The organism is Candidatus Paralachnospira sp. LCP21S3_A2, from assembly GCF_052118925.1.
GTDB lineage: Bacteria > Bacillota > Clostridia > Lachnospirales > Lachnospiraceae > Lientehia.
In genome coordinates this window covers 1-24,971 of record NZ_JBQKGG010000005.1, presented here as the reverse complement: position 1 = coordinate 24,971, position 24,971 = coordinate 1, and the positions used below count along the sequence as shown (strand labels likewise).

Below are 24,971 nucleotides of genomic sequence, written 5' to 3'. Positions count from 1 at the left end.
CGCTATTGAGCCAGCAGACCGGGGGCGTTTCCGGGTGCTGCGTTTCCGGAACCGGGACTTCCGCCGGAGCTGTTGTTTCCGGTTCCGCTTCCGGAACTGTTTCCAGGATGATCAGAATTCTGGTTTCCGGAGCCACTTTCAGAACCGTTATTCAGACTGTCAGAATTACTTTCATCGGCCTCCGAAGACGGCTCCAGGAACGGGAATGCGCTTCCTGTATGAATATAGCAGGAGCTGTTTTTCAGGGCCGCCGGCAGCAGATAGCTGGTGTCATCGGTACTTCCGGTGGATTCATCCGTGATCGTCCGGTAGACCCGGTTGGACTTTAATTCCGGCGGGCAGAACTCAGTGGCAAGGCAGCCGCTTAAGGTGCAGACGGTGACGCTGGTATGGTGATCGCAGACCTCTGTAGGAGCGGTACCCTTTACGAAATATTCCGTATAAGTCATATCTCCTGCCGGGTCGGCATTGCAGACACCGGGGATCGCCAGCTTCCCGGATTTGTGACAGATGGTGACCTCCTCGATGGAGGAGGGACGTTCCGGGAACTCCTTTGACGGGAGACCGTTACAGGCGCGGGACATGATGCTGTACCAGAGCTGGCGGACATCGGAGCTTTCCGTCACGGAGGTGTTTTCATCAAAACCCTGCCATACGCCAAGGGTATAATAAGGCGTATAACCGACAAACCAGATATCATTGCTTCCGGTGGTCGTACCGCTCTTTGCGGCAGTGGGAAGCCCTTCGATCTTGGTCTCAAAGGAACTGGTTCCGATGTTTCCGTGATTATACAGATGAGAGGATACGCAGACTCCCTGCATGGCGTCTGTCAGAAGCCATGCGGTGGTTTCCTTGATAACGGTATGGGTTTCGGGCTCCTTGTCGATAAGGATTCTTCCATTGCTGTCTACGATCTTTGTATAGTAGACCGGTTTGGTGTAAACCCCCTTGTTGGCGATGGCAGCGTAAGCGGCTGTCAGTTCCAGGTTGCTGACACCATGGGTAATACCGCCGAGGCAGAGGGCAGAACCAATATCACTGTATACCTTTCCATTGGCTCCGGTCTCGCTCTCTACCAGAGAGGTGATCCCGAAATCCAGTGCGTACTGATAACCGAGCTGGGGGGTGACGGTGTTCATCATGGTCTTTAATGCGATAATGTTCATGGAGTAGTCGATTCCGTCACGGATATTGGCATATCCCACGTATTCATCGCCCCACCAGTTGGTGAAGGTCTTATCCTCAAAGGAGTAAGGCGCATCATAGTAAACGCTTCCAAGAGTCGCACCGGCGCTGTCCAGAGCAGGAGCAAACGCCGTCAGAACCTTGAAGGTGGAACCTGGCTGGCGGAGACTGTCTGTAGCACGGTTCAGGCTGAGGGAAGCGGTCTTTTCCCCGCGGCCTCCGCTGATGGCACGGACATAACCGGTTTCCTGATCCATGAGGACACAGGAGCCCTGAGGCTGAAGTGTGATATCCAGCCGTTCGCCGTCCACCGTGTCATCGCCTCCGACTACTGTGCTGCGATATTCAGCGGCACAGGCGCGTGCTTCCTCTTCCGTGGCGAAGATCAGCTTAAAGGCCGCTCCGTTCTTCTGGCGCATATAGCTTCGGACATTGTTTTCTGAAAAATGCTCGGTGGAGCCGTCTTTATGAGTGACGGACAGACGGTAAGTAAAGCTGTATTTTAATTCTGTATGGGCATAATTGTCCGGGTTGGAGATCTCCTCGTCCATGATGGTCTGAAGCTGTGGATCCTGGGTCGTGTAGATCCGCAGACCGCCGCTGTAAAGAAGGTTTCTTGCCTCCGCTTCCGAATAGCCGGCGTCCTCCAGATCAGCCAGCGCCTGGACGATGGTTTCATCAACAAAATAGCTGTAAACAGAGGATTCCGCTTCGCGTGCGGTATCATGATCCGCGATTTCCGTGTAAACATCATCCCGCTGGGCTTCCTTCAGTTCATCGGTACTGATATAGCCCTGATCAAACATGTTTTCCAGCACAATATCCCGCCGTTTGGCATTTTCCTCCGGGTGGGTGATGGGATTGTAGCGGGTGGGGTTCGAGGTAACGGCCGCGATAACGGCGCACTCGGAAAGCTCCAGTTCACTGACATGCTTCCCGAAATAACGCTGGGCAGCCGACTCTACACCGAGCGTGTTGGCGCCAAGATTGATCGTGTTCAGATAATTCTGGAGGATAATCGTCTTATCCATGGTTTTCTCCAGCTGGATTGCCAGATACTGCTCCTGGATCTTTCGCTTGATCTTGGCACCCAGGGAGGATTCCATTCCACCGCCGAACGCCACGTTCTTAATAAGCTGTTGGGTGATGGTACTGGCGCCCTGATCCAGCTCGCCGGAGGTGACAGCGCTGACGGCCGCCCGGGCAAAGCCCTTGACATCGACACCGTTATGGGTCCAGAACCGGGAATCTTCAATGGCGACAAACGCGTTGATCAGGTTCTTCGGCATTTCGGAATATTCTACCGGCTGGCGGTTTGAGCCTGCCATTACAAGAGTCTGGATCTCGTTCCCGCCGGCGTCATAAAGGATCGTAGCGGATGCATTAGGCGACATATCGAGAGACGCCAGATCCGGTGTGGAATTCAGAATCCCGCGGAACATGCCGAGGCCGATGAAAATCAGAACGGTCAGCAGACCGAAAATCCCAAATAAAAAGGCTTTGAACGCAGTGACCGCGATCCGGCTCCTGTGCCGGACACCAGAAGAAGTCAGATGGCGGAGCTGCTTTTTCAATCCGTTTTTTCCATAATTCATAGAGTGACCTCCTAGACCTTCAGTATACCAAAAAACAGACAGGGATAAAAGGGGTAATAGTAAAAACGATGGTTGCCCCGATGGGAAATCTGTATTACAATGAGGGCGTAAAACGAAGGAGAGGAAAGGAAAATCTATGAGAACAGATTATCTGGAGGCTTACCGCGGCGGTGAGGGAGAACTGATCGAAAAAAAATCCCGGTTTATTGCACAGGTGCGCCCGATAAAATCAGAGGAAGAGGCAGCTTCGTTTATGGAAGAGGTGCGGAAAAAATACTGGGATGCCAGGCATCACTGCAGTGCGTTTTCTGTCGGTCTTGTGAATCCAACGCTCCGATGCAGTGACGACGGAGAACCGGGCGGAACAGCCGGCCGGCCCATGCTGGATGTGATCACCGGTGCACAGATCCATAATATCTGTGTGGTGGTGACGAGATACTTTGGCGGAACCCTGCTTGGAACAGGCGGACTGGTGCGGGCATATTCCGGTGCGGTAAAGGAAGGGCTGAAGCACAGTGTTATCCTTCATAAAAAGCCGGGGCAGGAGCTGTTCATCACCTGTGATTACAACGGGCTTGGAAAGCTCCAGTATCTTGCCGTGCAAAACGGTGTACAGATCCTGGATACGGAATACACCGAATCGGTGACTGCCCGCGTCATGGCTCCGGAGGAGATCTGTGACGGGTTCATCAAAAAGATCACCGAGGCCACCGGAGGAAAGGCCGTGATAAAAAAAGGCAAAGCGCCTTATTATGCGGAGCATGACGGGGAAATCCTGCTGTTTTCGGAGTAAAGATTACTGCCAGCCTCCGTCCATCGTGATGATCTGTCCGGTGAGATAGGCGGGGGAGGTCAGAAGCTGGAAAGCAAGCTCGGCGACCTCATCCGGTGTTCCAAGACGACAGGCGGGGATCTCGTCAATCAGTGCCGTCCGTTCGTCCTCATCCAGAAACTGGTTCATCGTGGTGTCAATGGCACCGCAGGCGATGGCATTGACCGGAATTCCGGAGGGAGCCAGCTCCTTTGCCAGCGCTTTTGTCAACGCGTTGACGCCGCCCTTGGATGCGGAATAGGCCGCTTCACAGGAAGCACCGACCGAGCCCCAGACGGAGGAAATATTCAGGATCCGCCCGGCATGGGCCGAGACCATGAAGGGAATGGCCAGGCGGCAGCAGTAAAACACGGAGGAAAGGTTGGTGCCGATGACCTGATTCCACTCAGCAGGCGACATGTCCTGAAGAAGTCCGATCCGGGAAATCCCGGCATTGTTGATCAGAAGATCCGGAGTACCGAAGGAGCGGGCTGCATCAAAAAGCTGTTCACAGTCTGAGGGATCGCCCACATCGGCGGTGATAGCCAGACAATCCGTTCCCAGGGCTTCAATATCCGCTTTTGTTTTCAGAAGCGTCTCTTCTCCTCTGGAGCAGATTACCAGACGGCAGCCCTCACGGGCGAGACGCAGAGCGATGGCGCGCCCGATCCCGCGGGAAGCGCCGGTAACGTAAGCAGTAAGATTCTTCATAGAAAAAATCCTTTCATGTGATATCATAGGTGTATTTATTATAACATAAAAAAACAGAAAGCGAGGAAAAACAGAGCATGACGATCCAAGGCAGACACCGCGGCGGTAAAGAAAACAGCGGAGAGGGGCGGCTGAAATGGCTGCTCGGAACAGTGGCCCTGTGTGCATTTGCGGTGCTTCTCGTTCTGGTGGCGAAATCCATGATCCAGAAGCGGGGAAAGCAGGGCACAAAGGAATCAGGTGCAGATGTCGTGGCGGTTTTGGAGGAATATTATCAAAAAGGTGATTATCAGGGGCTTTATGATGCCTACACGAACGCCGGAGTAAGCGGTTCAGAGTATCAGAAATACTGGGAAGTGGGAAGTACAAGGAACTGGATGAAAGCCATGGAGCAGACGAAGAAAGCTCTTGAGGAGCCTGCAGCTTCATCGGCCTACTATGGGATTTCCTATGCGTTGTCCGGTGACTGCCAGGCCCTGAAGATGATTGATGAGGCAGTTTCCGACGGGATCGTGCGGGATAATGAAGATGTGCTGAATCAGTTTCGTATGGAGATCGAAACCTTCTTCCGGGAGACACTGCAGCTTACCGACCAGGAAATTGGAGAGATCAAGGCGGCAGCAAAAGAAGGAAAACAGCTGGACTGGGATTCCTATGAAGAGAATGTGAAGCAGAGACTGGGGCTGGGAGCCTAATGGCTTTCCCAGCGCCCGGAGGCTCCGCAGGGGAGCACCAGTCCGGTCTTTGTGACCGGAAGTCCGACTTCATCGGCGGAAATGGTTCCCTGATAGTTCTTTAAGGTTATGCCGAGCATATAAGAGAGCACCGACGGGGCAAGCCCGGTGGTATAGGAATTGATCAGGAAAAACAGCGGATCATCAGACAGAAGCTTTGCACAGAGCTCCACCAGCGGGAAAATGGCGTCCTCGATCTTCCAGATCTCCCCCTTCGGCCCGCGGCCATAGGAGGGAGGATCCATGATGATCCCGTCGTAATGGTTTCCGCGGCGGATCTCCCGCTCTACGAACTTTACACAGTCGTCCACGATCCAGCGGATCGGTGCATCGGAAAGACCGGAGGATTTTGCGTTTTCCTTCGCCCAGGTTACCATGCCCTTGGAGGCGTCCACATGAGTCACTGCCGCTCCTGCGGAAGCACATGCCAGAGTCGCACCGCCGGTATAGGCGAAGAGATTCAGAACCTTGACAGGTCTGCCTGCGGCTTTGATTTTTTCGGAGAACCAGTCCCAGTTGACGGCCTGTTCAGGAAAAAGTCCGGTGTGCTTGAAGCTGAAGGGCTTCAGATTAAATGTAAGTCCCAGCCGTTCGTAGCCGATGCTCCACTGCTCCGGCAGATCGAAAAATTCCCATTCACCGCCGCCACGGCTGCTGCGGTGGTAGTGGCCGTTACATGTTTTCCAGCCCCGTTCTGTTCGGGGGGTATTCCAGATCACCTGCGGGTCAGGCCGCACCAGAAGATAATTCCCCCAGCGCTCCAGCTTTTCCCCGTTCGAGGTATCGATCACTTCATAATCATTCCAGTTGTTGGCAGTCCACATAAAGAGGAGTCCTTTCTATTCATCCATGATAAAAATGTACATCGTATTTATTATAACTGGTTTGGGAAAAGGCGTCAACGAAATGCTGACAGCAACATGGCAGGATAGCGTATGGTAAAAGGCCGGCATATATGATATGATGAAATCAAATTACACCTGCAGTAGGTGGCGGGCAAATCGGATATGAAAAAGGAGGAAGAATATGAAACACATTATGATCGGCGGCGTGATGGAAGCCTCGGAAATGGCTCTTGGCTGTATGAGAGACTGTCGGATCCCCTTTGAGGATGCGGAGCAGCTGGTGCTGACGGCAGTGGATGAGGGAATCAATTTCTTTGACCATGCGGATGTTTATGGTTTTGGTGCCTCCGAAGAATATTTCGGCCGGATCCTGGAGCGGAATCCCGGACTTCGCAATAAGATCATGATTCAGTCCAAGTGTGCGCTGATCCGCGATACGGAAAAAACACTTTACATTGATACGACAAAAGAGCATATTATCGAATCGGTAGAGAACAGCATGAAGCGTCTGAAGGTGGATTATCTGGACAGCTTCCTTTTACATCGGGCCGATACGCTGATGGAGCCGGAGGAAGTGGCAGAGGCGTTTGACCTTCTCCACACCAGCGGCAAGGTTCGGTATTTCGGTGTCAGCAACTTCAAGACCATGGATCTGATGTATCTTCAGTCCTGCATCAACCAGCGGCTGATCATCAACCAGATGCAGCTTTCCGTGGCTCATACGACGCTGATCGATCCTACGGATTCGGTTCAGCTCAATGAGGCAGACAATGTGGACCGTAACGGCGGAGTTCTTACTTATATGAGAATGAACAAGATGACGGCACAGGCCTGGTCACCGTTCCAGGTTCGGTTCTACGGCGGCGTATTCATGAAGGATGACCAGTATCCGATCCTGAATTCCGTAGTAAACCGCATGGCAGAGGAAAAGAACGTATCTCCGTCCGCCATTGCCATCGCATGGATCCTGCGTCATCCGGCAAAGATCCAGCCGTTGATCGGAACAACAAACAAGGAGCGCTTAAAGGATATCTGTACGGCCTCCAATGTGACGCTTTCCAGAGCAGAGTGGTATGAGCTGTACCGGGCGACTCTGTCCGATGAGAAGCGGGCGCAGGTAGGAAACTCCAATCCCAAGCCTGCAAAGTAGGCAGAAAATCGTATAAGAAGCGCGCCGACTGACATTTTTTCTGGTTTCACAGAAAGATTTTGTCAATCGGCGCGTGTTTTATGTTATAATGCAGGTAGGATGTCTGAATCGACAGTAAATCGGAGACACAGATGAGAGAAGCAGGTCTTGAACAGAACAGAGAGGAGAAGCGTATGGGTGACAATTACACAAATGACCAGAGCTATGGGCAAAGCACCTATGAAGGTCAAGGAGAAACTCCCCAGTATGGAAAGCAAGGGTACAGCCAGCCTCAGTATGGCAGTCAGGGAGAAACTCCCCAGTATGGAAATCAGGGCTATGGCCAGTCGCAGTACGGAAACCAGGGCTATGGTCAGCCGCAGAATGAAAATCAGGGCTATGGCCAGCCGCAGTACGGAAACCAGGGCTATGGTCAGCCGCAGAATGAAAATCAGGGCTATGGCCAGTCGCAGTACGGAAACCAGGGCTATGGCCAGTCGCAGTACGGAAACCAGGGCTATGGCCAGCCGCAGAATGAAACCCAGGGCTATGGTCAGCCGCAGTACGAAAACCAGGGCTATGGTCAGTCGCAATACGGAAATCAGGGCTATGGCCAGCCCGTGTATGGTGCAGCGGGCGGAGAAACCATAGCGCAGCGGGCATTAAGAGAAACCATCAGTTCAACGATGTTTCTGATCTTTACGATACTTCTGACAGCGAATCTGGTGTTGTCTCTGATCTCTTTATTTACCGGTCAGTCTGCTATGACGGGAACACTGAACGGGGAGAGTAACCTGATGATGACGGTGTTCCTCGGCATATTGATGATGATTCCGATGATCCTGATCTGCATTGGTCTCTGGAAGAGCTACGGAGAGGCAAAGAGCGGCCGTGTGATGCAGGGAAGCGGCCTTGGGCTGGTGCGCGGTTCCCTGATTGCACTTCTGGTTCTGGCCTGCGTGGGCTTTGCACTGCTTCTGGTGCTCCTGTTTGCCATGCAGTCCATACTTTCCAACAGTAATCTGCTGAGCCAGTATATTGTTTCTTATGAGGCATACTTGACACTTCTGGCAATGCTTCCGGTTCTGATGGTGATCTTTGTGATCGTGATGATCCTGGTGATCCTTTATCTGGTGAAGCTTCGCGGATGCGTAAGCTCGGCAGTCCAGATCTGCCAGAGCGGCTGGCCGGCAAAGAAGCTGTCCATGTTTGTGATCGTTATGAATTTTATCCTTGGAGCACTCCAGCTTCTGATCCTGGTGATAACCATGGCGGCAGCTTCCAGCTCCGGACTGCAGACCAGTGTATTAGGCATAATCAGCACACTGGTGAATATTGCAATCATGATTCTGATGAGCCTGGTGCTTCTGTCATTGAGAAGTAAGTTGCTTCAGGCATAGGTGTAAGAAGGAAAATCTAAGGGAAGAAAACGGGTGCGGGCGTGGAGCCTGCACCTGATTTATAAAAACAGGAGGGTTTTATGAAGAGATCGGAGATTAACAAGGCAATTAAAGAAATGGAAGCGATGATTGCAGAGCACCGCTTCGAACTGCCGCCGTTCTGTCACTGGACGCCGGAGGACTGGCAGGCCAAGAGTCATGAATATGATGAGATCCGCGATAATATGCTGGGCTGGGATATCACCGACTATGGCGAGGGACATTTTGAGACGCTGGGATTTTCCCTGGTGACGATCCGCAATGGAAATCAGAAGATGAAGGACAAGTATTCCAAGGTGTATGCGGAAAAGCTTCTGATGGTCAAGGAGGGGCAGTATGCACCGATGCACTTCCACTGGAATAAAATGGAGGACATCATTAACCGGGGCGGCGGAAATCTTCTGATTCGGGTCTATATGGCAGATAAGGAGGACGACGGGAAGTTTTCTGATGAGGCAGTTACTGTTCATACGGATGGACGGGAGTATCAGGTCCCGGCGGGCACGCAGGTATGCTTAAAGCCCGGTGAGAGTATTACGATCTATCCGTATATGTACCATGATTTCAACGTAGAGGCCGGGACGGGAACGGTTCTGATCGGTGAAGTATCCATGTGCAATGATGACAATACGGATAACCGGTTTTATGAAAAGCTGGGACGTTTCCCTGCCATTGAGGAGGATGAAGTGCCGTATCGGCTCTTATGCAACGAATATCCTGTGGCAAAATAGACGGATTGGAAAATCTGAAAAAATTATAAAAAGGGACTAAAAACTTTTTCACTATGCTGTTTTAAAGTCTGAGGCGGTTGACAAGCCAGGCGTCTCCTGTTATACTAATAGCTGTTGTAACAAATCTGTAATAATTCACTTGAAAATGTAACAGGAAAAGTCTGGAGGAAGTTCATGAAGAGAACTAGAACATTGATCGTGATCGGATGTGCATGTGTGGCGATGATGATGAGCACGACAGCTTTTGCCATGCCGGGAGCGACCAGTCTGGTGACCGTAGAGCCGAAAACAGCGGCTTCTCAGGATCAGAATATAAATGAAACAGCACAGAGTACAGAGGCAGCGCAGACCGTTTCGCTGGAGGCCATGGGACAGACTGCTGCGGCAGCAGGCCAGAATGTGGCCCAGGCGGCACAGACGGCGCAGGAAGCACAGGCATCTCCTTATGAGAATGTGGCGGTCTCCACAGTGAACGGCGATGAGGATTATGTAAATATCCGTGATGCGGCCGGTACCGCGGGCGTGGTTGTCGGAAAGATTTATAACCACTGTGCAGCGACCATCGAGGAAACGGTGGAAGCAGAGGACGGAACCTGGTATAAGATCCATTCCGGTTCAGTGGAAGGTTATATTAAGGCAGAATATTTTGTGACCGGCGATGAAGCGGAAGCTCTGGCCCTGGAGATTGGTCAGATGTTCGGATATGTGGAAGAGGGCGGCCTCCGGGTCCGCACGGAGCCCAATACGACCAGTGATGTGATCACAAAGCTCTGGAGCGGTGAAACGTATACGGTACTGGAGCAGGCCGATGGATTTGTAAAGCTTTCCCTTGGTGATGATGATAACGGAAATGCTGTGACCGGCTATGTGGCGGAACAGTATATGGATGTTTATATCAAGTTTGACAAAGCGGTTTCCCTGGAGGAAGAAAAAGCTCAGGAGGAAGCAGCTAAGGAGCGGGAGGAAGAGGCAGCGGCAGCGGCAAATTCTTCCGAAAGAGATGCGATTGTGGCGTATGCAAAGCAGTTTATCGGAAATCCGTATGTCTGGGGCGGCAGCAGCCTGACAAACGGAACAGACTGCTCCGGCTTTACAAGAGGTGTGCTGGGACATTTCGGCTACGGCCTTTCCAGAACCTCCAGAGCACAGGCCGGAGACGGAAGACAGGTTTCTTTAGGCAGTGTTCAGCCCGGTGATCTGATCTTTTATGCGAGCGGCGGAAGTATTTACCATGTGGCACTTTACATAGGAGGCGGCCGCGTGATCCACGCCATCGACGAGGCTCATGGCATCGGAATTTCTTCCATGTACTGTATGACACCGTACTGTGCAGTCAATGTGATCGACTGAAAAACGGAAAAATAAAAAATGTATGGAATTTTGAAAAGAAGATGGGTTTTCCCATCTTCTTTTTCTGTATGAATCATAAGAGCTCTTATGAATATTGTTATTTCGTTGGTTGAATTATAAATCTTTGTTAACCTTTTAGACAGGATGACGGAAAATAGATCCCCCTATTGACTTCAAGAACCCATAATGTTATACTACGAACCGAAAATCGGGAGATTGCGAGAAACGAAACCCCGTTTTTTTTATGCAAGAACATGATGTGAGGTTCATGCCTGCATGAAAAGTGAGAAAGCAGGCAAGAAGGAGGAAAATTATGAAAAAAACAACGCGGTTCATGTCGGCTGTGTTGGCAGGAATTATGGCCTTGGGTATGGCAGCATGCGGTGGGGCCAAGACTTCCGAAACAAAGACTGACAGCACGAAGAGCAGTGCTGCAGGTGAGACTGCGGTGGAAACAACCAAAGCAGCAGGAACAGAAAGTACCGGAAATAAGACGGTTACGGTGGCGATCACCAATGCGTGGGCAAGTTGGTGTCCCTACTTTGATTCCGGAAACTATACAGACATTGTCTCCGATCAGATTTATGACCGTCTCTGGGTAACAAAGAAAGACGGTACCGTAGAGCCTAGACTGGCTGAAAGCTATGAAGTGGCTGAAGATTATACCAATATGATCATCCATTTGAATAAGAAAGCAACGTTCAGTGATGGGGAGCCGGTAACGGCGGATGATGTGATTTTCAGCGCAAAGCTGGATACCAATCCGGAATTTAATTCGGTAAAGCGCGATCAGATGAAATATGTAAAGGGTACGACGTCTGGCGGCGTTTGTGAGGATGAAGAAAATTTCGGCTTTGAGAAGATTGATGATTACACAGTACGGATCGTGTTCAAAGAAGCAATGAACGATCTACCGTTCTTGACCATGATGAACCGTTATTTCTATGTGGTTCCGGAGCATATCTACAGCCAGTATACCATGGCTGAGCTTAACGAAGCACAGACCTGGAAGGATCATATGATCGGTTCCGGTCCGTTTATCTATGATTCCTCCATTGACGGTGAGCGGATCGAAATGGTAAAGAATGAGAATTATTTCCTCGGCACTCCCGACATTGACCGTCTGGTATTACGTGTGGTAGAGGGAACACAGCTTCTTTCCGGTCTGATGAGCGGCGAGATCGATGTGGTTGCAGGCGCAGGTGTTGCATCTCTTCCTCTTTCCGACTGGCCGGCTGCACAGGAAGATGAAGAGCTGGATACCGAGTCTGTTTCAAATTTTGCTTATCAGGCAATGATCATCAACACTACCAGTGACAAGATCCCCAATGCAGCCTGCAGAAACGCTCTGAATATGGCAATCAACCGTCAGGCAATTGTAGATCATCTGCTGGAGGGCGAGGGAACGGTTCTCTATGCCCCGTTCTCTGATGAGCATCCGTTTGTAGATGAATCCAGGCTGACGATTCCGGCATATGATCCGGAAAAGGCAAAGGCACAGCTTGAAGCAAATGGTTTTGACTTTAATCAGACTTTGGAGCTGATCGTTCCTACCGGAAATGAAGTACGTATTCAGTCTACGGTTCTGATCCAGCAGGATTTACAGGCAATCGGCGTAAAGACAAATATCACACAGTATGACTTTGCAACTCTGCTGCAGATGATGCGTGAAGGACAGTATGATCTTAGTATGTGCGGTTCTGCCGGCGGTATCGATCCCAGCGAGCCTCTGGGATGGCTGAATAATGAAGGAACCACCAATTTCCCCTGCATTCAGGAGCCGACTTATACAAAGCTGTTTAACGAAGCAAACAGAATTCTGGATATTGCAGCAAAGGAAGAGGAATATGTGACGATCTGGCAGTATCTGCTGGATGACTCTGCAGTATGCTATCTCTATTCTTCCAATATACTGGCAGCATATAATAAGCGGATCAGCGGAATTGATTACGATGATGCAATGCAGCTGAACTGGTGCACCTGGAAGTGGACGGTAAACGAATAAACAATAAGTGCATAAAAAGTAAAAGAAATCCTCGGAAGAGAAAAACTTCCGGGGATTTTCCCATATCACGAAAGATTTTTATACAGGATAGTTCTGCACAGTTCATGGTTTGCAGCGTCCGCATGGCGTGTAATTTTCCAGGATCAGAGCCTCTCTGGTACCATAGTAATCCATCCGGTTTTCCGGACTGATATCAGAGGCGCTGGGGCAGGAAGGCAGATGGAATTTTCTGGTGTTGGTATTCAGAACGTAAGCGGCTTCTGCACTGTCTGTCTCAGAAATGCCGGCATTTACCTGCCTGTTTTCAGAAGAACTGTCTGCTGTCGGAAGCATTGCAGCGGTCTGGCTTTCGGAAGCCGGGCCGGAATCTACGGTTTCGCTGGCTTCGCCGGTAGCGTAGTTGATAGAAACACCGGGCTGCACATTGTAGCAGAACACATAAAACAGGATTCCCTCCCCGTCATCCTCCATGGATTTTGCTTCCATGATCACGCCGTCACAGACCAGGTTTTCACCGGTGAAAACGGGCGTGACGCGGTACAGTACATGATTTCCGGTTTCTTTGATGTAATCGGCAGTCATGTTTTCAAAGGGAAGCATACCATCTACGTTGAGATAGCGAGTCCCTGTAACCAGATTTTTTTCGTTGGCATTTTCACCGGAAAGCTGGAAGCCGATGAGATGGCAGCGGTTATATAAAGAACCGCCGTCCACAAAATCGTAACGGATGCTGTGCCAGCCAGATGGCGTTACCTGGCTGATATCGCCTCGCTTTTCCGTTGGCATGAGTTCCTTTCCCAGGCAGGCAAAGGCGGTGCCGCAGCGGCCCAGGCGGTCAAGCGCGTGATAGGCTTCAAAGGCGGTCGTTGTTTCCTCAGACGGAGTGAAGGTGGGAACATTATCTGCTAAAACGGTGTATGGTTTGCCGGAGTAAGCCGGAATGACCAGATCGCCGTAGCGGAGCTCCCCGCCAGAAGTATCCGCTGCTGACGGGGAAGCAGTCTGTACACTGGAATAAGAAACAGCTCCGCAGCCCGTCAATACCGTGGATACGGACAAAAAGAGAGCCAGCAGATATGCCGGCAGTCGGGAAAATCTGGAATTTATATTCATTTTTTATAAACCTCTTCCGTGATTCTTTCGTGGGAAAAGCCGGGAAACTCCGTTACTGCCGTCAGTCGCCATCCATGTCCGGCGAGCGGAATCCGAAAGGTCAGATCGGATGGATAATGGCGGTTCCACCGATATAGGATCATGGCCTCCGCCTGTGATTCCAGTGGGAGAACATCGTCGGTTTCCACAAAGCAGAAGTCGCCGGCTCCTGCCTGTGACAGATAGGAGTCATCCGCATGAAAACGAACAGGTAAGGCAGTAGAAGCTGTACCGGAAGAAGCCGTAGCTGCAGAATCAGAGGCCTCCATAGTGAGATCCGTATCAGCCTGATCTTTTTCAAACTGCTTCATGGAATAGGGACTCAGAAACAGGTTTTTCCCGGCGCAGACAGTCCGAAGCCGGTCCCGCAGTGCCCGGTCCATGCTCTGGCGGCGGTGATTGAATGCCATACCGAGAGCGTCATCCACACATACAAGTAAGATCATAAAGGGCTCCTTTCCGTGCCTAACCGGGAATCGCCATATCCGGCCAGGTTAAGATCAGTTCGGACAGTTCCGTATCATAATCGCCGAGAATGTCCTCGCTTCGTCCCGCACATTTGACATTGGTATCAACCCCCCGGACTCCCTCATCCTCAAACTCCCAGATGTGATAGCGCAGTCCGCGGAACTGGAAATCCAGGCTTCCGCAGCCATCCTCCTCTGTATATTGAAACTGAATTTTTTTTACAGTCAGCGCGTGCTGAATCTTTGAAAGCCGCATGATGCTATTCCTCCTGTCACAGGGCAGAACGCCCCGGAATTCTTCCTAGATAATAACATAAACAGGAGGGGAAAGCAATGACAGGGGCCGTTCCGGTCTGTGAAAATACTTCATCCAGAAAACTATTGAACATTCCATTTGAAGCGGTTAGAATAGGAAAGTATTTGATTTGTCTGTTAGATATATGGAAACGGCAGGACGGAGAAGAGGAAAACAGCTCTGTCGGAAACCGATGATTGGATTTGAGACAGTAAGGAGAATTTGCATGACAGAGAAAGAAGGAAAGGAACGGGCCAATGATTTTACCCAGGGAAGCATTGTCGGAAAAATGCTGAGATTCATGATTCCGATCCTGGGCGCATTGGTCCTTCAGGCCATGTACGGAGCGGTGGATATCCTGGTAGTAGGCTGGTTTGGCACTACGGCAGGAATCTCCGGCGTTTCGACAGGAAGCAACATCATCAATCTGGTTGTCTTTGTGGTGACGGGACTTTCGATGGGAGTGACGGTGCTGATCGGCCGGTATATCGGAGAAAAGAAAGAAAACCGGATCGGAAAAGTCATTGGCGGGGCGGTCTGCTTTTTTGCGGTACTGTCAGTGGTGATCGCGGTCTGCATGCTGGTATTTGCAAAACCGCTGGCAAGACTCATGCAGGCGCCGGAAGAGGCGCTGGATCTGACCGTGTCCTATGTGCGGATCTGTGGAGGCGGCGTGTTCTTCATTGTGGCATATAATGTGATCAGCAGTATCTTCCGCGGGATGGGAAATTCCAGACTTCCGTTGATCTTTGTGGCCATAGCCTGTGCGGTGAATATTGTCGGTGATCTGTTCTTTGTTGCAGTCCTCAACATGAATGTGGCCGGCGCGGCGCTGGCGACCGTCATGGCGCAGGCGGTCAGCGTGATTCTGTCACTGGTGATTATCCGAAAGGAAAAGCTGCCGTTTACCATGAAACGCTCCGATGTGCAGTTTAATCCGGAGATCGGGAACTTTGTCCGCGTAGGCATTCCCATCGCCTTTCAGGAGCTGCTGACCCAGATTTCGTTTATGGCACTCTGCGCGTTTATCAATCGTCTGGGACTGGAGGCTTCCTCCGGTTATGGCGTGGCCAATAAAATTGTAAGCTTTATCATGCTTGTACCCGGTTCCCTCATGCAGTCCATGTCTTCCTTTGTGGCTCAGAACGTGGGTGCGGGAAAAGAAAGACGGGCGGTCCGCACTATGGTCACCGGCATGGTGATCGGCGCATCAATCGGTGTGATGATCACACTGATCGCATATTTTCGGGGAGATCTGCTTTCCCGGATTTTTGCATCGGACGCCGGTGTGGTAGAGCGGTCGGCCCAGTATCTGAAGGGCTTCAGTGTGGAAGCCATTGTAACCTGTATCCTGTTCAGCTTCATCGGCTACTATAACGGGCACGGACAGACTCTGTTTGTCATGATACAGGGAATTGCCCAGACCTTTTTAGTCCGGCTCCCTGTGTCCTGGTATATGAGTATCCAGCCGGAGGCGAGCCTGACGGCCATCGGACTTGCGGCGCCTGCTGCGACCGTGTTCGGCATCCTGATCAATCTGGTATTTTTTCTGTACTGCCGAAGGAGATTTCGGAAAGCAGAAACGCAAGAGGTTCAGTCACAGCTGAAGACAGATAAAAAATGCAGATAAAAATGCAGATAAAAATGCAGATAAAAATGCAGATAAAAAATGCACTGTCGTTTCACAGATAAAAAATTTCACTGCCGGGGTTGACATTCCCCGGCAGACTGATTATAATCAAGGAAAACCAGACAGCGAAACCTATGACGGAGAGAAGTAGCCGGTACAGCGAACTTTCAGCGAGTCCCCAGCGGTGGGAGGGGGACAGGGAGCGGCAGGTGAATGGACTTCGGAGGGCGGACCGAACGGAAGCGGAGGCGGAATGCAGCGCCGGGAGCTTTTCAGTAGGGACCGACGGGTACCCACCCGTTATCCATCGGGACACGTATAGATGGTACGTGAAAAGCGAGAGGACGTTTAACGTCAATTTGGGTGGTATCGCAGAAGCAGCAGCTTTTGTCCCAGTGTGGGACAGAGGCTTTTTTTATTTCACAGGGAAGTGCATCTTATGAAATAAAAATATTTCACAGGGAAGTGCCTCCTGTGAAACAAAATTCCTGCTTCTTTCATTTTCCGGTTCCGGCAAAACCGGGAATCCATCTGCCGCCACGACTTGAAGATCCGGGAAACCCGGGCGGGAAGATCCCCGCAGCAAAAAGATGGAGGAAATGAATATGAAAAGAATGAGCCTTGTAAAACGAGCAGCAGCAGTGGTACTGAGTGCAGCGATGGCATTGTCCATGGCAGCCTGTGGAAAGAGTGAGACAAAGGAAACCACAAAAGCAGCAGAAACGACGAAAGCAGCCGAGACTGCGGAAGCAAAGACCGAAGCCGGAACAGAAAAGACGGATGGAAGCAAGGACACCTACAAGGTAGCCATTGTAAAACAGATGGATCATGCGTCTCTGGATGAGATCGCCAACGCCATAGGAGCGGAGCTGGATGAGATCGCCAAGAAAGACGGAATCACCATTGAATATGAAATTTACTCCGGACAGGGAGAACAGACGACCTTAAAGCAGATCGGCGATCAGGCCATCAGCGATGATGTGGATGCGATCATTCCCGTTGCAACCCTGGCGGCACAGGTTATGACCTCCTGTGCAGAGGAGACAAAGACACCGGTTGTTTATGCGGCAATCTCGGATCCTGAGGCTGCAGAGCTTACCGGAATCGATTATGTGACCGGAACCAGTGATGCACTGAACACCGAGTTTATTCTGGATATGATGCTGGCTCAGAATCCCGATGTGAAGAAGGTGGGGCTGTTGTATTCTTTGTCGGAAGCAAACTCCGCAAAGCCCATCGAGGAAGCAAAGGCATATCTGGATGCCAAGGGAATTTCTTACACCGAGGCAACCGGCAACACCAACGATGAAGTGATCGCTGCCGCAAGTGTTCTGGTATCCGATCAGGTGGATGCGATCTTTACTCCTACCGATAACGTGGTAATGTCCGCAGAGCTTGCTCTTGCCGATACCTTTATTGATGCAAAGATCCCTCATTATACCGGAGCGGATTCCTTTGTAAGAAACGGTGCATTCGCAACCTGCGGAGTCAACTATACAGATCTTGGAACAAAGACAGCAGATCTTGCTTATGAAGCCATCACAAAGGGAATGGCAGACATGGAAGATTTTTATAAGATGGACGGAGGCATTATCACCGTCAATACAGAAACAGCGGCCGGACTTGGAATCGACTACTCCGTATTTGACAGCATGGGACAGGTCGTAGAAGTAACTACAAGCGAAGATTAAGATGATCAGAAGGGAGCTCTTATGCTTTTTATTGCACAGACAGCCCTGGAGCTGGGGTTCATGTATGCCCTGGTGCCCATGGCGCTGTTTCTAAGCTATCGGGTACTGGATATTGCCGATCTGACCACGGACGGCGCGTTTGTTTTGGGAATGGCAGTGTCTGTTTCCATGGCGGCAAAGGGGCATCCCTTCCTGGGAATTCCTGCAGCCATGCTGGCAGGCGCCTGCGCCGGGTTTGTTACGGCATTTTTGCAGACGAGGCTGGGAGTGCCATCCATTCTTGCCGGAATCGTGACCAATACCGGATTATACACCATCAACCTGATGGCTATGGGCTGGAGCTCCAATGTAAATCTGTTAAAGCAGAGTACGGTGTTTACGATTTTTAAAACGACTGGTATCGGTGGAAGCTGGTATGAATTTATTCTGGCAGCGGTGATCGTTATCCTTATGGGTCTGCTTCTTATCTGGTTTCTGGGAACCCGGATCGGTTTATCGATCCGGGCGACCGGCGATAATCGTGACATGGTGCGCGCATCCTCGGTGAATCCGGTCTTTACCATAACCATCGGTCTCTGCATCGCCAATGCGCTGACCGCGTTGTCCGGAGCGATTGTCGGACAGATGCAGAAGGCGGCAGATATCAATGGCGGAACCGGAATCGTGGTGGTAGGGCTTGCCTGCCTCATCATCGGAGAGACCATTGTAGGACGCGGCTCGGTGCGGCGCGGGATCATTTCTGTATTTGTGGGCAGTGTGGTGTATCGTTTTATTTATGCGATCGTACTGAAAACCAAGATCGTTCCTATTGAGTGTCTCAAGCTGGTAACGGCGATCATCGTTGGTCTTGCCATTGCCATGCCGACCTTAAAAAGCTATGCCGCGCTTCAGAAGCGGAAGATGAGTGCAAGACGGAGAGGAGGAAAAGGCAATGCTTAAGATCGAAGGCATTTCGAAAACCTTTAATCCTGGGACCGTCAATGAAAAGAAAGCGTTGAGCGGACTGTCGCTCCATCTGTCACCGGGCGATTTTGTGACCATCATCGGCTCCAACGGTGCAGGGAAATCTACCTTATTTAATGCAGTCGCAGGAAGCTTTTATGTGGATGAGGGTTCCATTACCCTGGCAGGGAAGGACATTACGTTTGTCCAGGAATACAAACGGAGCCGTGTTATTGGAAGGCTGTTTCAGGATCCCTTACGGGGAACAGCCCCTCATATGACGATCGAGGAGAATCTGTCTCTGGCGTTTTTAAGAACCTCCAAGGGAGCCGCGCCATTCAGCCGGATCTCCAAAAAGGACAAGGCACTGTTCCGGGAACGGTTAAGCCTGCTGGACATGGGACTGGAAGACCGCATGAGCCAGCCGGTGGGATTACTGTCCGGCGGACAGCGCCAGGCATTGACCCTCCTTATGTCGACCATCGTGCCGCCGGAGCTGTTGCTTCTGGATGAGCATACTGCGGCGCTGGATCCGGCTACAGCAGAAAAAATCCTGAAATTGACAGCACAGATTGTTGCCGATAACAAGATTACCTGTATGATGGTGACTCACAACATGCATCAGGCATTGGAGCTGGGAAACCGGACGCTCATGATGGCAGATGGAGACATCGTGCTTGATGTGGCAGGTGAAAAACGGAAAGGCATGACTGTGGAGGATCTGCTGGAGCAGTTTAAGCTGGGAACCGGAAAAGCACTGGATAATGACAGGATTTTGTTATCCTAGGGATGTATGGAAAAAAGCCGTTCATCCATGTCCGTCTGAAGGCATATATAGAAGCTGCTTTGTCGGACATGGACGGACGGTTGACTTTTTTTACCAAAATTTTTATAAAAAATCTAAAAAATTTATGAAAATAGTTACTTTTCTTTTTGAAAAATAAGGGTTATAATTTCCTCTGTTAAAAAGGAAGACAGGAAAGAAAGATAGAAAAGAGGAAAAGCTATGGAAGCGTTGTTTAGTTTAAGCATTGCGTTAATTGCGGGACTGATCATGTCACGTGTGGCAAAGGTTATGCAGCTGCCGGCGGTTACGGCCTATCTGGTAGCCGGAATTCTGGTTGGCCCTTATGTGCTGGGACAGATCGGTGTTCATGGTCTCGGCTTTATCAGCACGGACAATGTAAAGCAGTATGATATATTCAGTAATGTAGCACTTGGTTTCATTGCATTTGATATCGGAAATGAGTTCCGTCTGAAGCAGTTAAAGCAGATTGGCAGGCAGGCAACGGTTGTGGCCTTCACTCAGGCTCTGTCTGCAACGGTGCTTGTGGATGTCATAATGATCGGGCTTCATTTTGCTATGCCTAATGTGGTAACGATGCCCATGGCATTGATTCTTGGTGCAATTGCAACAGCAACAGCTCCTGCGGCAACCCTGATGGTAGTCCGTCAGTATAAGGCGGACGGTCCGCTTACCAGAATCCTTCTGCCGATCGTAGCATTGGATGATGCAATCGGACTTGTGGTATTTGCTATTTCCTCCGGTGTGGCAAGGGCATTTATCAGCGGCAGTCTCGATATCACCTCGATCCTGGTAGAGCCGCTGATTGAAGTGATCCTGTCGCTTCTTCTGGGATCCGTTATGGGATGGCTTCTTACGATTGCAGAAAAATATTTCGAGTCGAACAGCAAACGTCTTTCCGTTGTGATCACCTTTGTACTTCTGACGGTTGCGCTTGCCATGGTAGAGTTTGATGTAGGAGGAATTCATATCGGCTTCTCTTCTCTTCTTGTCTGCATGATGCTGGGTACCATTTTCTGTAATATCTGTCATTTCTCTGAGGATATGATGGCGCGGGCAGACAAGTGGACGGCTCCGTTGTTCATTTTATTCTTTGTACTGAGCGGTGCAGAGCTGGAGCTGAGTGTGTTCCAGAATCTTGCAATCGTCGGAATTGGTGTAATTTATATCATTGCCCGCTCAATTGGAAAATGGACCGGTGCTTACTTTGGATCCAAGTTAATGAAGTGTGGTGAAATGATTCACAAGTATCTGGGAATTACCCTGCTTCCCCAGGCAGGCGTTGCCCTTGGTATGTCCATGACTGTAACACAGACGATGGGTGAGCATGGCCGGATTATCCGTAATATCACGCTGTTTTCGGTTCTGATTTATGAACTGGTTGGACCGACCCTTACCAAGATCGCATTGACGAAGGCAGGGGAGATCTCGCCGAAGCCTGCGATCATCAAGACACCGAACAAGAAATAATATGGAAGAAATCCTGGAGCCGAGAAATCGGATCCAGAAGAGCAGACGAAAGAGTAGCAGTCAAAAGTCTCCCCGGTCACATAGTACCTGGGAGGCTTTTTGTATGATTGGAAGTCCGGTTATATAAAAAGTTACATGACCGAACTGGTTATAGCTGACAGAAAAAACCGTTATAGCTTAGGGCTGTCAAGGGGAGTTTACAAAGTAAAATCCTTGAGATATAATAAAAACAATGTGGTAACGATTCAGCAAAATGAATCAGCAAAATGAATCGGAACTGGATTGTTATGGAGTTATGAGAAAATGGCCGGAAAGGCAGATTGGAGAATATCAAAATGGAGAAAAAAAATATTGACTGGGCAAACCTTGGGTTTGGCTATGTGGAGACAGATAAGAGATTTGTTTCCTATTATAAGGACGGGGCCTGGGATGAGGGAGCTCTGATTTCCGATCCCATGGTAACTATGAGCGAGTGTGCCTGCGTGCTTCAGTATGCACAGACCTGCTTTGAGGGGATGAAGGCCTATACGACAGAGAAGGGACAGACCGTTGTATTCCGCCCTGACCTGAATGCAGACCGCATGGCAGACAGTGCTGCACGTCTGGAGATGCCTGTATTCCCTCAGGACAGGTTCGTGGATGCAGTTGCCCAGGTCGTAAAGGCAAATGAAGCATACGTTCCTCCCTATGGCTCCGGTGCGACCCTGTACTTACGTCCTTATATGTATGGAAAGAATGCGGTTATTGGCGTAAAGCCTGCCGATGAGTTTGAGTTCCGGATTTTCTGCACACCGGTCGGTCCTTACTTCAAGGGCGGCGTAAAGCCTCTTACCATCTGCGTCAGCGATTTTGACCGTGCGGCTCCCTGCGGAACCGGTCACATCAAGGGTGGCTTAAACTATGCCATGAGCCTTCATGCCATCGTAACGGCTCATAAGAACGGATTTGATGAGAATATGTATCTGGATCCCAAGACAAGAACCAAGGTTGAGGAGACCGGCGGAGCAAACTTCCTGTTTGTAACAAAGGACAATAAGGTAGTAACACCTAAGTCCTCCAGTATTCTGCCCTCCATTACCCGCCGCTCCTTAGTATATGTGGCAAAAGAGTATCTTGGCCTGGAGGTAGAAGAGCGCGAGGTTTATTTCGATGAGGTAAAGGATTTCGCAGAGTGCGGTCTTTGCGGTACGGCAGCTGTTATCTCTCCTGTCGGAAAGATTGTAGATCATGGAAAAGAAATCTGCATGCCCAGCGGTATGAATGAGATGGGCCCGGTAACGAAGAAGCTTTATGAGACGCTGACCGGAATCCAGATGGGACGTCTTGAGGCACCCAAGGGCTGGCTCAAGGTAATCGAGTAAGCAAATCAGAGAAACTTGTTCGGGGAGCGTGAGGCTTCCATGAAATCAGGTAAGTGGCCGTACCAGCAAAAAGGTGCGGCCATTTCCGGCTGTTTAAGAAAACAGGAGGAGCAACAATGATCGAAAAGGATATGCTGATCTGTGATCTGCTGGAGCAGTATGAGCAGGCCGGAGCTCTTCTGGCGGAGTCCGGGATGCGTTGTATCGGCTGCGTATCAGCGGGCGGGGAAACGATCGAGGAAGCGGCGCTGGAGCATGGAATGGATCCGGTGCTGCTGCTTCGAAAGCTGAATCTTCATCTGTTAGGGAAATTGATATAAGACGGAGGGAGATTGTTCGGAATAAGAGAGGAGTGGCCGGTGCGTATGCACCGGCCGGAGTATGAAAAAGACAATCTATATAAATGGTAGTTGTTGTTTGGCGAAGCTGACAGCGTATCGCGCGCTTTTGTTTACCATCAGCTTCATTTCTGTTATGCTTAAAGTATATCAGGCAATTGTGACCGGAGTTTGTATGGTTTCTAAAAAAAGCCTGAACATTATTAGGAAATCATGATAGAAATCCGGATTATGTGTAATGAGAATAAAAGGTATAACTAATGGATATGGAAATATGGGGGAAATATAACAAAAAACGAGGAACAACGATTGAAATTCCCGAACTGGTGTGATATTATTGGGATAATCCTTTTGGAGATGGATTCCATGAGTTTGAAAAGGGAGGATGTTTATGAGCAGAGCAGTATTCTCACTGCTGGTTGAGAACACCGCTGGTGTTTTAAGCAGGATCTCCGGGCTGTTCAGCCGGAGAGGTTATAACATTGACAGTCTGACTGTCGGCGAGACGGAGAATCCGTTATATTCCAGAATGACCGTTGTGGCCAGGGGCGATGACGAGATCCTGGAGCAGATCCGCAGACAGCTGGAAAAGCTGGTCGATGTGATCGACATTACAGAATTAAAATCTCATTCCACTGCCGTGTGCAGAGAGCTCCTTCTTATTAAAATCGGAGTGAAGCCGGAGGAACGGGAAAAACTGATGTCGGTCGTCAATATTTTCCGCGCAAAGGTCATTGATGTGGCGGAGGATTCCATGATCGTAGAGCTTACCGGCAACCAGGCAAAGGTTGATGCCTTTATCCGTCTGATCGGCGACTTTACAGTGAAGGAAATGGCAAGGACAGGTATTACGGGTCTCCCCAGAGGCACCGTTTCACCGGACTGAGAAGCAGGACTTCCTCAGCCGGACGCACATCTTGTGTGTCCATAAAGACATTTTATTTTACAACATGCTATATGGAGGAAAAAGTTATGGCAAAGATTTATTATCAGGAGGATTGCAACTTATCTCTTCTTGAGGGAAAGACCATCGCAGTCATCGGCTACGGCAGCCAGGGACATGCACAGGCGCTGAACGCAAAGGAATCCGGATGCCATGTCATTATCGGTCTGTACGAGGGCAGCAAGTCCTGGGCAAAGGCTGAGGCACAGGGCTTTGAGGTATATACAGCAGCAGAGGCTGCAAAGAAGGCTGACATCATTATGATTCTGATCAATGATGAGAAGCAGGCAAAGATGTATAAGGAATCCGTAGAGCCCAACCTGGAGCCCGGAAATATGTTAATGTTCTCTCATGGATTCGCAATTCACTTCGGTCAGATCAGACCTCCCAAGGATGTCGATGTTACCATGATCGCTCCTAAGGGACCCGGACATACCGTAAGAAGCGAATACCAGGCCGGCAAGGGTGTTCCCTGCCTGATCGCTGTTGAACAGGATGCTACAGGAAAGGCTCATGACCTGGCACTGGCTTATGCACTGGCTATCGGCGGCGCAAGAGCAGGTGTTCTTCAGACAACCTTCCGTGAAGAGACAGAAACCGACCTGTTCGGTGAGCAGGCTGTTCTCTGCGGCGGTGTAACTGCCCTGATGAAGGCAGGCTTCGAGACACTGGTTGAGGCCGGATATGAGCCTGAGAGTGCATACTTTGAGTGTATCCATGAGATGAAGCTGATCGTAGATCTGATCTATGAGAGCGGCTTCGCCGGAATGAGATATTCCATTTCCAATACAGCTGAGTACGGCGATTACATCACCGGACCGAAGATCGTAACCGAGGATACCAAGAAGGCAATGAAGAAGATCCTTTCTGATATCCAGGATGGTACCTTTGCAAAGGATTGGCTGACCGAGAACCGGGTAGGTGCTCCTCATTTCATGGCTATGAGAAAGAGAGAGGCCGCTCATCAGTTAGAGGCTGTCGGCGAAGAGCTTCGTAAGCTGTACAGCTGGAACGGCTCCACAAAGCTGATCGATAACTAAAAAGAACTTCTGAGCTGTAAGCAGAAGTAAAAAATAAGGGGCTGTCGCACTAACTGAACTGCTTCCCGTCAAGTAGACAATTGAAAAAATATAAATTTTCCTGCCAGCAGAAATTTATCTGCTGGCAGTTTTTATGCAGCTTGCAAGTAAATTTCGTGTTTTTCCATTGGTGTTAAAATTCCGAGATTCCTTTGCAAACGTTTATTGTTATAGTAATCTATATAATCTACAATCATTTTTACGAGAGTACCTCTATCAGTGTATCGTTTTCCATAGTATCGCTCTCTCTTCAGAATTCCCCA

23 protein-coding genes are annotated in these 24,971 nt (G+C 50.1%); 16 read left to right on the top strand and 7 right to left on the bottom strand.

Going from position 1 to position 24,971, the window contains the following annotated elements:
• Positions 1-2: 2 nt before the first annotated feature.
• Positions 3-2,780, bottom strand: coding sequence for a transglycosylase domain-containing protein (locus tag ACTQ3K_RS05785; RefSeq protein ID WP_441566417.1), 2,778 nt, complete (start codon positions 2,778-2,780; stop codon positions 3-5).
• A gap of 136 nt (positions 2,781-2,916) precedes the next feature.
• Between ACTQ3K_RS05785 and ACTQ3K_RS05780 the strand changes: the two genes are divergently transcribed.
• A complete protein-coding gene (locus tag ACTQ3K_RS05780; protein WP_441566419.1) occupies positions 2,917-3,573 on the top strand; it encodes a YigZ family protein in 657 nt (218 codons plus the stop codon).
• Between the two features lie 3 nt (positions 3,574-3,576).
• On the opposite strand, the gene ymfI is transcribed toward ACTQ3K_RS05780, so the two are convergent.
• Positions 3,577-4,302: an elongation factor P 5-aminopentanone reductase gene (ymfI, locus tag ACTQ3K_RS05775; RefSeq protein WP_441566421.1), complete on the bottom strand. Its 726-nt coding sequence runs from the start codon at positions 4,300-4,302 to the stop codon at positions 3,577-3,579.
• A gap of 77 nt (positions 4,303-4,379) precedes the next feature.
• Between ymfI and ACTQ3K_RS05770 the strand changes: the two genes are divergently transcribed.
• Positions 4,380-4,997: a hypothetical protein gene (locus ACTQ3K_RS05770; RefSeq protein ID WP_441566423.1), complete on the top strand. Its 618-nt coding sequence runs from the start codon at positions 4,380-4,382 to the stop codon at positions 4,995-4,997.
• Here ACTQ3K_RS05770 and ACTQ3K_RS05765 read toward each other — a convergent pair.
• Positions 4,994-5,860 (bottom strand): class I SAM-dependent methyltransferase, encoded by an 867-nt coding sequence (locus ACTQ3K_RS05765; protein ID WP_441566425.1) that lies wholly within the window; start codon positions 5,858-5,860, stop codon positions 4,994-4,996. The two genes, ACTQ3K_RS05770 and ACTQ3K_RS05765, sit on opposite strands and share 4 nt — an antisense overlap.
• 202 nt (positions 5,861-6,062) lie before the next feature.
• On the opposite strand from ACTQ3K_RS05765, the gene ACTQ3K_RS05760 reads away from it, so the two are divergent.
• From ACTQ3K_RS05760 to ACTQ3K_RS05740, 5 genes are all read left to right on the top strand, one after another.
• Entirely contained in the window at positions 6,063-7,031 is a 969-nt protein-coding gene (locus ACTQ3K_RS05760) for an aldo/keto reductase (protein ID WP_441566427.1), read from the top strand.
• A gap of 131 nt (positions 7,032-7,162) precedes the next feature.
• On the top strand, positions 7,163-8,410 hold the full coding sequence (locus ACTQ3K_RS05755) for a hypothetical protein (protein WP_441566429.1): 1,248 nt from the start codon (positions 7,163-7,165) through the stop codon (positions 8,408-8,410).
• Between the two features lie 80 nt (positions 8,411-8,490).
• Positions 8,491-9,180 (top strand): D-lyxose/D-mannose family sugar isomerase, encoded by a 690-nt coding sequence (locus tag ACTQ3K_RS05750; RefSeq protein WP_441566430.1) that lies wholly within the window; start codon positions 8,491-8,493, stop codon positions 9,178-9,180.
• A gap of 174 nt (positions 9,181-9,354) precedes the next feature.
• A complete protein-coding gene (locus ACTQ3K_RS05745; RefSeq protein WP_441566432.1) occupies positions 9,355-10,530 on the top strand; it encodes a C40 family peptidase in 1,176 nt (391 codons plus the stop codon).
• 313 nt (positions 10,531-10,843) lie between these two features.
• Positions 10,844-12,535, top strand: coding sequence for an ABC transporter substrate-binding protein (locus ACTQ3K_RS05740; protein WP_441566434.1), 1,692 nt, complete (start codon positions 10,844-10,846; stop codon positions 12,533-12,535).
• A 102-nt stretch (positions 12,536-12,637) separates the two neighbouring features.
• On the opposite strand, the gene ACTQ3K_RS05735 is transcribed toward ACTQ3K_RS05740, so the two are convergent.
• The 3 genes from ACTQ3K_RS05735 to ACTQ3K_RS05725 are packed head-to-tail and all read right to left on the bottom strand — an operon-like array spanning position 12,638 to position 14,410.
• The gene (locus ACTQ3K_RS05735; protein WP_441566436.1) at positions 12,638-13,648 is read right to left on the bottom strand and encodes a DNA/RNA non-specific endonuclease; all 1,011 of its coding nucleotides are present in this window, start codon (positions 13,646-13,648) and stop codon (positions 12,638-12,640) included.
• On the bottom strand, positions 13,645-14,133 hold the full coding sequence (locus ACTQ3K_RS05730) for a ribonuclease Z (RefSeq protein WP_441566438.1): 489 nt from the start codon (positions 14,131-14,133) through the stop codon (positions 13,645-13,647). Before ACTQ3K_RS05730 ends, ACTQ3K_RS05735 begins: the two co-directional genes overlap by 4 nt.
• A 19-nt stretch (positions 14,134-14,152) precedes the next feature.
• Positions 14,153-14,410, bottom strand: a complete 258-nt coding sequence (locus ACTQ3K_RS05725) for a kinase (protein ID WP_441566440.1) — start codon at positions 14,408-14,410, stop codon at positions 14,153-14,155.
• A gap of 265 nt (positions 14,411-14,675) precedes the next feature.
• Here ACTQ3K_RS05725 and ACTQ3K_RS05720 point away from each other — a divergent pair, with 265 nt between their 5' ends.
• The 9 genes from ACTQ3K_RS05720 (at position 14,676) to ilvC (ending at position 24,669) form a co-directional block, all read left to right on the top strand.
• Positions 14,676-16,079 (top strand): MATE family efflux transporter, encoded by a 1,404-nt coding sequence (locus ACTQ3K_RS05720; protein ID WP_441566442.1) that lies wholly within the window; start codon positions 14,676-14,678, stop codon positions 16,077-16,079.
• Between the two features lie 605 nt (positions 16,080-16,684).
• A complete protein-coding gene (locus tag ACTQ3K_RS05715; RefSeq protein WP_441566444.1) occupies positions 16,685-17,770 on the top strand; it encodes an ABC transporter substrate-binding protein in 1,086 nt (361 codons plus the stop codon).
• 21 nt (positions 17,771-17,791) lie between these two features.
• Positions 17,792-18,709: an ABC transporter permease gene (locus ACTQ3K_RS05710; RefSeq protein WP_441566446.1), complete on the top strand. Its 918-nt coding sequence runs from the start codon at positions 17,792-17,794 to the stop codon at positions 18,707-18,709.
• Positions 18,702-19,499 (top strand): ABC transporter ATP-binding protein, encoded by a 798-nt coding sequence (locus ACTQ3K_RS05705; RefSeq protein WP_441566448.1) that lies wholly within the window; start codon positions 18,702-18,704, stop codon positions 19,497-19,499. The genes ACTQ3K_RS05710 and ACTQ3K_RS05705 overlap by 8 nt, the downstream gene beginning before the upstream one ends.
• Positions 19,500-19,718: 219 nt before the next feature.
• A complete protein-coding gene (locus ACTQ3K_RS05700; protein WP_441566450.1) occupies positions 19,719-20,987 on the top strand; it encodes a cation:proton antiporter in 1,269 nt (422 codons plus the stop codon).
• Positions 20,988-21,322: 335 nt separating this feature from the next.
• The gene (locus tag ACTQ3K_RS05695) at positions 21,323-22,348 is read left to right on the top strand and encodes a branched-chain amino acid aminotransferase (protein ID WP_441566452.1); all 1,026 of its coding nucleotides are present in this window, start codon (positions 21,323-21,325) and stop codon (positions 22,346-22,348) included.
• Positions 22,349-22,464: 116 nt separating this feature from the next.
• The gene (locus ACTQ3K_RS05690; RefSeq protein WP_441566454.1) at positions 22,465-22,668 is read left to right on the top strand and encodes a DUF1858 domain-containing protein; all 204 of its coding nucleotides are present in this window, start codon (positions 22,465-22,467) and stop codon (positions 22,666-22,668) included.
• A 409-nt stretch (positions 22,669-23,077) separates the two neighbouring features.
• Entirely contained in the window at positions 23,078-23,572 is a 495-nt protein-coding gene (gene ilvN, locus ACTQ3K_RS05685; protein ID WP_441566456.1) for an acetolactate synthase small subunit, read from the top strand.
• Between the two features lie 71 nt (positions 23,573-23,643).
• Entirely contained in the window at positions 23,644-24,669 is a 1,026-nt protein-coding gene (gene ilvC, locus ACTQ3K_RS05680) for a ketol-acid reductoisomerase (protein WP_441566460.1), read from the top strand.
• Between the two features lie 131 nt (positions 24,670-24,800).
• Here ilvC and ACTQ3K_RS05675 read toward each other — a convergent pair whose 3' ends face one another.
• The gene (locus tag ACTQ3K_RS05675; RefSeq protein ID WP_441578591.1) at positions 24,801-24,962 is read right to left on the bottom strand and encodes an IS3 family transposase; all 162 of its coding nucleotides are present in this window, start codon (positions 24,960-24,962) and stop codon (positions 24,801-24,803) included.
• Positions 24,963-24,971: the final 9 nt, after the last annotated feature.

Bases quoted from the DNA above. Each gene is read 5' to 3' on its own strand.
- ACTQ3K_RS05765 (WP_441566425.1), bottom strand. From the start codon at position 5,860: ATGTGGACTGCCAACAACTGGAATGATTATGAAGTGATCGATACCTCG.
- ACTQ3K_RS05785 (WP_441566417.1), bottom strand. From the start codon at position 2,780: ATGAATTATGGAAAAAACGGATTGAAAAAGCAGCTCCGCCATCTGACT.
- ilvC (WP_441566460.1), top strand. From the start codon at position 23,644: ATGGAGGAAAAAGTTATGGCAAAGATTTATTATCAGGAGGATTGCAAC.
- ACTQ3K_RS05690 (WP_441566454.1), top strand. From the start codon at position 22,465: ATGATCGAAAAGGATATGCTGATCTGTGATCTGCTGGAGCAGTATGAG.
- ACTQ3K_RS05695 (WP_441566452.1), top strand. From the start codon at position 21,323: ATGGAGAAAAAAAATATTGACTGGGCAAACCTTGGGTTTGGCTATGTG.
- ACTQ3K_RS05760 (WP_441566427.1), top strand. From the start codon at position 6,063: ATGAAACACATTATGATCGGCGGCGTGATGGAAGCCTCGGAAATGGCT.
- ACTQ3K_RS05740 (WP_441566434.1), top strand. From the start codon at position 10,844: ATGAAAAAAACAACGCGGTTCATGTCGGCTGTGTTGGCAGGAATTATG.
- ACTQ3K_RS05745 (WP_441566432.1), top strand. From the start codon at position 9,355: ATGAAGAGAACTAGAACATTGATCGTGATCGGATGTGCATGTGTGGCG.
- ACTQ3K_RS05750 (WP_441566430.1), top strand. From the start codon at position 8,491: ATGAAGAGATCGGAGATTAACAAGGCAATTAAAGAAATGGAAGCGATG.
- ACTQ3K_RS05720 (WP_441566442.1), top strand. From the start codon at position 14,676: ATGACAGAGAAAGAAGGAAAGGAACGGGCCAATGATTTTACCCAGGGA.
- ACTQ3K_RS05735 (WP_441566436.1), bottom strand. From the start codon at position 13,648: ATGAATATAAATTCCAGATTTTCCCGACTGCCGGCATATCTGCTGGCT.
- ymfI (WP_441566421.1), bottom strand. From the start codon at position 4,302: ATGAAGAATCTTACTGCTTACGTTACCGGCGCTTCCCGCGGGATCGGG.
- ACTQ3K_RS05715 (WP_441566444.1), top strand. From the start codon at position 16,685: ATGAAAAGAATGAGCCTTGTAAAACGAGCAGCAGCAGTGGTACTGAGT.
- ACTQ3K_RS05710 (WP_441566446.1), top strand. From the start codon at position 17,792: ATGCTTTTTATTGCACAGACAGCCCTGGAGCTGGGGTTCATGTATGCC.
- ACTQ3K_RS05780 (WP_441566419.1), top strand. From the start codon at position 2,917: ATGAGAACAGATTATCTGGAGGCTTACCGCGGCGGTGAGGGAGAACTG.
- ACTQ3K_RS05770 (WP_441566423.1), top strand. From the start codon at position 4,380: ATGACGATCCAAGGCAGACACCGCGGCGGTAAAGAAAACAGCGGAGAG.
- ACTQ3K_RS05700 (WP_441566450.1), top strand. From the start codon at position 19,719: ATGGAAGCGTTGTTTAGTTTAAGCATTGCGTTAATTGCGGGACTGATC.
- ACTQ3K_RS05755 (WP_441566429.1), top strand. From the start codon at position 7,163: ATGAGAGAAGCAGGTCTTGAACAGAACAGAGAGGAGAAGCGTATGGGT.
- ACTQ3K_RS05725 (WP_441566440.1), bottom strand. From the start codon at position 14,410: ATGCGGCTTTCAAAGATTCAGCACGCGCTGACTGTAAAAAAAATTCAG.
- ACTQ3K_RS05730 (WP_441566438.1), bottom strand. From the start codon at position 14,133: ATGATCTTACTTGTATGTGTGGATGACGCTCTCGGTATGGCATTCAAT.
- ACTQ3K_RS05705 (WP_441566448.1), top strand. From the start codon at position 18,702: ATGCTTAAGATCGAAGGCATTTCGAAAACCTTTAATCCTGGGACCGTC.
- ilvN (WP_441566456.1), top strand. From the start codon at position 23,078: ATGAGCAGAGCAGTATTCTCACTGCTGGTTGAGAACACCGCTGGTGTT.